The following is a 7,183-nucleotide window of genomic DNA, read 5'->3' as shown; positions in this document are numbered from 1 at the left end:
CGACACCCAGGGCGAGGACGGTACCCGCGAGGGTCTTCTTCGAAGCGACGATGCGGCGGATGACGACGTTGGACACGGACAAACCTTCCGAAGGGGACAAGGACAGTCGCAGACGTGCACGAGCCACTCACGTGAAAGAGAGGGGTTCATCGGGGGGATCGGAAGACCCGGGGGTCTCCGTCCGCCCTGCGACTCATCCAGTTCTACGGGGGTCCCGGACGCCTGGCAACGACCCCCTCTTACTAGTGACCCTCGCAGCCGGGGCTCAACGACCCCCCTTGGTGCGGCTGGATATCACCGCAGTTCAGAGGCCATGCGACGGGGTGGGTAAGGGCCCCTTAGGGACTACTATCCCGGCTCGTATGTGACCAAGGTCCTGTGGGGCGGGTCACCGCCAGACCGCCCGAATCTCACCCTCCGCGACCACCCGAACCCCTTCCAGGGCAAGGTTCGGGCCTGCTTACAGCCCCCGGATCGAAGGCCACAGGCATACCGAGGGCTGCCATTCGCGCGGCCGACCGCAGCAGCCGGTCAGTGTGCGCCGCGGCCGCTCGCCACGCTCACGCCGGTGGGGGGCCAGCTCCCATGATCGATGAAATGTGCCACGGCGTGCCCGGCGACGTCGAAGGCGACCGTGTCCCGGTCGGCGTAGCTGCCGGCTTGCCCGTTGGACAGTGCGAAGCCGCCTGAGGAGCCTTCGCCACGCGGATCGACGAGATGCTCACCGGGGCCGCCTTCTGCGTCCACCCACGTCACCATCGCGCGTTCGCCGTTGGTGACCACGCCCAGGAGCCGGCCCGCGTCGCTCTCGAACCAGGTCTCCGGGTTCCCCCAGTCCAACCGGTGGCGGAGCAGATTCCGGGCCTCGTCACCGGAGTATGCGTAGTCCGCGGAGCCTTGCAGGTGCCAGCGGTCTTCGGTGGTCAAGGTTCTCCTGCTCGATTCGGCGTCTGAAGTGGGCTCCCCATTTTCACACCTGTGATCACGGGGCCACGGCGGTGGCGTCGCAGGGTGGTCCGTACGGCGTGTCCGTCGTGCGCGACCGCAGAAGCCCGGGACCGCTGCCTAGCGTGGGGCCCATGAGCACCCCCACGACAGTGCCCATCGCCGGGTACGGCATCCGGTTCGCCCGGCCCTGCGAGTCCGGGGCGGTCGCCGCCCTGCTGGCCCGCGCCTTCTCGGACGACCCCGTCATGGCATGGATGATCCCCGCCTCAGCCGACCGGGAACGCCGGATCGCCCGCTACTTCGAGCTCGCCCAGCGCCAGCAGCGACCCCGCGCGGGTGGTGTCCGGGTCGCCGCGACCAGCGACGGGCGGTTGCTCGCGGCCGCGTTGTGGTCGGGCCCCGGGCGCTGGAAGACCTCTGCGGTAGGAGAGCTGGCCGCGCTCCCCCACTACGTGCGCGTCTTCGGTTTCCGGGGGATGTCGCGGGCCGGTGAGGTCCAGAACGCCATGCACGGTTCCCATCCGGCCGCTCCGCACTGGTACCTGCCGTCCGTGGGGACGGACCCGGGGCTCCAGGGGACGGGAGTCGGCTCGGCGCTGTTGCGCCAGCAGCTGGCCGACTGCGACAAGCTCGGGCAACCCGCCTACCTGGAGTCGAGCAAGGCCGCCAACGTTCCCTTCTACGAACGGCTGGGCTTCCGGGTCACCTCCGAACTCCGTCTCCCGCACGACGGTCCCGCCCTCTGGCCCATGTGGCGCGAGCCCCGGCGCGGCGAGATCTGACCGGGATGCCGGCCGTACGGCGTCCCGCTGTCCGGGCGTGAATCAGAGGGGTTCCAGGTCGAGGAAGGCCGCGAGGGGCGGGTCACCGGCGCCCGGGGTGTCGGGGAGGGCCAGTTCCGCCCAGATGACTTTGCCGCCGGGCGTGTAGCGGGTGCCCCAGTGGTCGCTGAGCTGCGCCACCAGGAACAGGCCGCGCCCTCCCTCGTCCGTGGTGGCGGCGTACCGCGCGTGCGGAGCGGAGTTGCTGCCGTCCCACACCTCGCAGGTCAGGGTGCGGGCGTGCAGCAGCCGTACCCGGACCGGCGCGCTGCCGTGCCGCACGGCGTTGGTGACCAGTTCGCTGAGGATCAGTTCGGTGGCGAAGCCGAGCTCCGACAGGCCCCATTCGTCGAGCTGCTTCACCGCGACGCTCCGCATGGCGGCCACCGCACTCGGCCGGAACGGCATGTCCCACTCCGTGACCCGGTCCGGGCCGAGGGTCCGTGTCCGCGCGATGAGCAGCGCCACGTCGTCGGTCGGACGGGTCGGCAGGAGAAGGTCCAGTACGGCCCGGCAGCTCTCCGCAGGGTCCCGGTCCGGATGGCTCAGGGCCCCGCGGAGCAGCTCCAGCCCCTCGCCGATGTCCCGGGTCCGCTCCTCGACCAGTCCGTCCGTGTACAGGACGAGCTGGCTGCCTTCCGCCAGGTACAGCTCCGCGGTTTCGAAGGGAATGCCGCCCAGCCCCAGCGGGGGCCCGGCCGGCAGGTCCACGATGTCCGTCGTGCCGTCGGGAGCGACCACGAGGGGTGGCAGGTGCCCTGCCCGTGCCATGGTGCAGCGCTGGGACACCGGGTCGTAGACGACGTACAGACAGGTCGCGCCCAGTACGCCGCCGTCCAGGTCGTCGGCGGCCCCGTCGCGGTCGATGCGCTGCACGAGGTCGTCCAGGCGGGCGAGGATCTCGTCGGGCGGCAGGTCGAGGGTGGAGAAGTTGTGGACCGCCGTGCGCAGCCGCCCCATGGTGGCCGCGGCGTGCAGTCCGTGCCCGACGACGTCTCCGACCACCAGCGCGACCCGGCTGCCCGGCAGGGGGATCACGTCGAACCAGTCGCCGCCCACCCCGGACTGGGCGGGCAGGTAGAAGTGCGCCACGTCCACGGCGCTCTGCTCGGGCAGGGCGCGCGGCAGCAGGCTGCGCTGGAGGGTCTCGGCGAGGGCGTGCTCACGGGTGTAGCGGCGGGCGTTGTCCATGCTGACCGCCGCCCGGGCGACGAGCTCCTCGGCCAGCGACAGCTCGTCCTCGTCGAAGGGCTCCGGCTTCTGCGAGCGCCAGAAGTTGACCACGCCGAGCACGACGCCCCGTGCCCTGAGCGGGGCCACGATGAGCGAGTGGATCCCGTAATCGACGATGGCCCGGGCTCGCGGCGGGTCCTGGGCGTGCCAGCCCGGCGCGTCGGCCAGGTCGGGCACCAGTTCTGCTTCGCCGGTGCCGTAGCCGCGCGCCTGAGGGGTGGACGGAAGGAAGTCGATCAGCCATCCGCGCGGGTAGAGGGGGTGGTCGGAGCGGATGCCGCTGACCGCCGTGCGCCGCATGTCGGCGCCGTCTCCGGGTTCCTCGCCGTCGAGCACCGAGTCGGCCAGGTCGACCGTGACGAAGTCCGCGAACCGGGGCACGGCGACGGCGGCGAGCTCCTCGGCCGTCCGCACCACGTCGAGGCTCGTTCCGACGTCGCCTCCCGCGTCGTACAGCAGCTTGAGGCGTCGGCGGGCCGTCTCGGCCCGGCTCGTCAGGACCTGCATCTCGGTGGAGTCCCGGATGGTGACCACGGCGCCCTCCCGCCGGCCCCCGGGGTGGGTGGGCCGCTGGTTGAGCACGAGCAGCCGGTCGCCCACCTCGAGCACCTCGTCGGTGGCCACGCGGCCCGACAGCAGCAGGTCCGCCATCCGGCGGTCCAGGCCGGGCACGTCCCCGACACCGCGTCCCTCGGCGTCCTCCGGCAGGCCGAGCAGCCGTCTGGCCTCGTCGTTGGCCAGCCGTAGCCGCCCGTCGCCGTCGGTGATGAGAACCCCTTCGCGGACGGCGTGGAGCACCGCGTCGTGGTGCTCGTACATGCGGGTCATCTCCTGCGTACCGAGCCCGTGGGTCTGCCGGCGCAGCCGCCGGCTGATCAGGGCCGTGCCGCCGGTGGCCAGGGCCAGGCCGGTCGCGATGGCGAGGAGGATGACCGGGAGCTGACGGTCGACGACACCGGTCACGTTCTTCACCGTCAGGCCCGCCGAGACCAGTGCGACGACCCGGCCGTCGGCAGCGGTGACCGGCACCACCGCCTGGATCTCCTTGCCGAGCGGACCCTGCACGCTCTCGGTGTGGACCTGTCCGGCGAGCGAGGGCTCGATCGTGCCGACGAACTTCTTTCCGATGCGGTCCGGCTGGGGATGGCTGTACCGGATGCCGTTGGTGTCCATCACCACGATGAAGTCCACGCCCGCGGCCTTGCGCGTCGCCTCGGCGAGGGGTTGCAGGAGGGCGGACGGATCGGACGTCTTGAGGGCGTCCTGCAGGCCCAGAGAGTGGGCGAAGGTCTGCGCGACGGAAACCGACCGGTTGCGTGCCTCCCGGTCGATGTCGTGCCGCGACTGGAGCAGCAGGGACAGCAGCGCTCCGGCGGCGAGCAACACCACGATCGCCACCTGAAGGACGAACACCTGTCCGGCGACGCTTCGCAGTCTGTTGCCTAGGAGTGACCGCACCGACACGCCCGGCACGAGTGGCAAGGAAGGGTCACGCACCCAGTTGTAGCACCTCTGGGGCTCCGCGGCCCCCGGGCACGCACCATCACGTCCCGGTATTCACACCCCGTCTTTCACACCTCGTCTTTCACGCCCCGTCATTCACACGCCGGCCCGGCCACGGGGGCCCGTACGCTCGTTCCGCCCCGGCTGCCTCGGCGTGCCCAACGGGACGGGGTGCGGGATCAGGCCAGGGTTGCGTCACCCGACCGGTCCAACAGGTCCTAGAGTGTGCGCGTGACCGAGCAGAAATCCGAACTCATCGCCGGCCGCTACCAGCTCGTCGAGGCCATCGGCCAGGGCGGCATGGGCCGGGTCTGGCGCGGCGTCGACCAGCAGCTCTTCGGACGCGAGGTCGCCATCAAGGAGATCCTCTTCCCGGCGGGGCTGGACGACGGCGACCGCGCGACGCTGCTCAGGCGATTCACCGGCGAAGCCCGCGCGGCGGTCACTCTCAGCCACCCGGGGATCATCACCATCCACGACGTGGTCGAGCACCACGGCGCCCCCGTCATCGTCATGGAGTTCATCCGGGGAGAGTCCCTCGCCGCGGCCATCCGCCGGCAGGGCCGGCTGCCCGTGGAGCGTGTGGCGGAGATAGGGGCCGCCCTGCTCGGCGCGCTCACCGAGGCCCATGGCGCACGGATCATCCACCGCGACATCAAGCCGGACAACGTGCTCCTGACCAAGGACCGCGTCGTCCTCACCGACTTCGGCATCGCCCATCTGGCGGACGCCACGACCAAGCTCAGCCGGAGCGGGACCGTCATCGGCACCCCGCACTACATGCCCCCGGAGCAGCTGGAGGGCAAACGCCCGACCCCGGCCAACGACCTGTGGGCGCTCGGCGCCACCCTCTACCACGCCATCGAGGGACGCCCGCCGTTCGAGGCCGACGGGCTCCACGCCCTTGCCGTGGCCGTCTTCACCCGCCCCCACCGGCCGCCGACCCATGCCGGCCCGCTGGCGCCCGTACTGGACGCGCTCCTCACGAAGGACCCGGCGCAGCGCGTCGGCGCCGCCGAGGCGGCCGAGCTGCTGGCGTCGGCGCTGCGGTCCTCCCGGTCCGGGGCGGACACGTCCTCGGAGGCCGCCCCGCGCGAGCCCGTGCCGGTACCCGTCCCGGAGGCTGCGACGGAGGCCGCTCCGGCCCCGACCAAGCGGGAAGCGGAGCCGCCGTCCCCGCTGCCGACGCCCACGGCCGTGGAGCCTGTGCCCACGCCCGGTACCCACCCGCCCGTACCGGAGCGGCCGACCACCCCGCCCGTGGCCGTACCCCCGGCCGAGGACGTGATCTCGCTCGGCTGGACCGACCGGCGGGGGCGGGACGAAGGTGCTTCCACCCGACGGCGCACCCTTACGCGGCGCTCGGCCGTTCTGGGCGTGGCCATGGTCACGCTCGCAGCGGGCTCCGTTCTGACCTGGAAGCTGACCCGTGACACCCCGCCCGGCGGCGGTACGACCGGAGGCGGCTCCTCGGCCTCCGCCGTCACGGTGGTCATCGGAGTGGACGCACCGCTCAGCGGCGGCCTGTCGGCCATGGGGGTCGGCATGAAGAACTCCGCCGACCTGGCGGTCAGGACTTCCAACCGCACCGGGCACGTACCCGGAGTGAAATTCGAGATCAAGGCTCTGGACGACGAGGGCACTCCCGAGAAGGGCCGGCCGAACGCCGCGCAGTTCGTCGATGACGGGAAGGTGCTCGGCATCGTCGGGCCACTCACCTCCGGCGTCGCCAAGACCATGGCGCAGCCGCTCGGACAGGCGAACCTGGTCAACGTGTCACCGGCCAACACCGACCCGGTGCTGACGCTGGGCCCCGATTGGGCCAAGGGCTCCAAGTCCCGGCCCTACAAGAGCTACTTCCGCACCGTCGCCACGGACGTCGACCAGGGACCGTTCGCCGCCCGGTACCTCCACGGCGACGCCGGGAAGCGGAAGCTCTACGTCATCGACGACGGCAGCGCCTTCGGCACCGGGCTCACTGCCGGGTTCAGCGCCGCGTTCACGAAGCTCGGCGGAACCGTGGTGGGCACGGACCGGGTCGATCCCGGGCAAGGCGACTTCTCCTACCTGGCCTCCCAGATCCGGGGATCCGGCGCCGATGCCGTGTACTTCGGCGGCTACTACGACACCGCCGGACCGCTCTCCGAGCAGCTCAAGCAGGCGGGCGTGAGCGTCCCCCTCATGGGCGGCGACGGCATCTTCGACCAGCAGTTCCTCACGACGAACACGAAGGCCGAGGGCGATCTCGCCACGGGCATCGGCGTTCCTGCCGAGGACCTGGCAAAGGGACAGGAATTCCTCAAGCAGTACGAGGAGGCCGGGTACCCGGAAGCGGCCGGTTCCTACGGCCCCTACGCGTACGACGCGGCCTGGGCCGTCATCGAGGCGGTGAAGGCCGTGGTGGAGGCCCACGGCGGGGCCCTGCCCGCGGACGCCCGGGCGAAGATGCCGCAGGCCGTGTCGGGGCTGGCGTTCGACGGCGTCACCGGTCGTGTGGCCTTCGACGAGTACGGCGACACGGTCAACCGCCGGCTGACGGTGTACGCGGTGAAGGGCGGCAGCTGGACGACCGTGAAGAGCGGCCCAGGCACCCCCTGAGCCGCCCGGGAAGCGCCGGAGGCGCCGTGGTTCCCCCCTTTGGAAACAACGGAACTCCCGGTCATCGAGCAAAACACAAA

4 protein-coding genes are annotated in these 7,183 nt (G+C 71.4%); 2 read left to right on the top strand and 2 right to left on the bottom strand.

Annotated features, from left to right (window positions below; translation table 11 throughout):
• Positions 1-531: 531 nt before the first annotated feature.
• The gene (locus ACFWBW_RS40985; RefSeq protein ID WP_385384766.1) at positions 532-927 is read right to left on the bottom strand and encodes a hypothetical protein; all 396 of its coding nucleotides are present in this window, start codon (positions 925-927) and stop codon (positions 532-534) included.
• A gap of 152 nt (positions 928-1,079) precedes the next feature.
• On the opposite strand from ACFWBW_RS40985, the gene ACFWBW_RS40980 reads away from it, so the two are divergent.
• Positions 1,080-1,730: a GNAT family N-acetyltransferase gene (locus ACFWBW_RS40980; protein ID WP_385384763.1), complete on the top strand. Its 651-nt coding sequence runs from the start codon at positions 1,080-1,082 to the stop codon at positions 1,728-1,730.
• A gap of 42 nt (positions 1,731-1,772) precedes the next feature.
• Here ACFWBW_RS40980 and ACFWBW_RS40975 read toward each other — a convergent pair whose 3' ends face one another.
• Positions 1,773-4,415, bottom strand: coding sequence for a SpoIIE family protein phosphatase (locus ACFWBW_RS40975; protein ID WP_385384760.1), 2,643 nt, complete (start codon positions 4,413-4,415; stop codon positions 1,773-1,775).
• Positions 4,416-4,736: 321 nt separating this feature from the next.
• On the opposite strand from ACFWBW_RS40975, the gene ACFWBW_RS40970 reads away from it, so the two are divergent.
• Positions 4,737-7,103 carry a bifunctional serine/threonine-protein kinase/ABC transporter substrate-binding protein gene (locus ACFWBW_RS40970; protein WP_385384757.1) on the top strand — a complete coding sequence of 789 codons (2,367 nt, stop codon included), beginning with the start codon at positions 4,737-4,739 and terminating at the stop codon, positions 7,101-7,103.
• Positions 7,104-7,183: the final 80 nt, after the last annotated feature.

It is taken from the genome of Streptomyces sp. NPDC059957 (assembly GCF_042730015.1).
In the GTDB taxonomy this organism is placed as follows: Bacteria; Actinomycetota; Actinomycetes; order Streptomycetales; family Streptomycetaceae; genus Streptomyces.
This window is presented reverse-complemented; position numbering and strand designations above follow the sequence as displayed.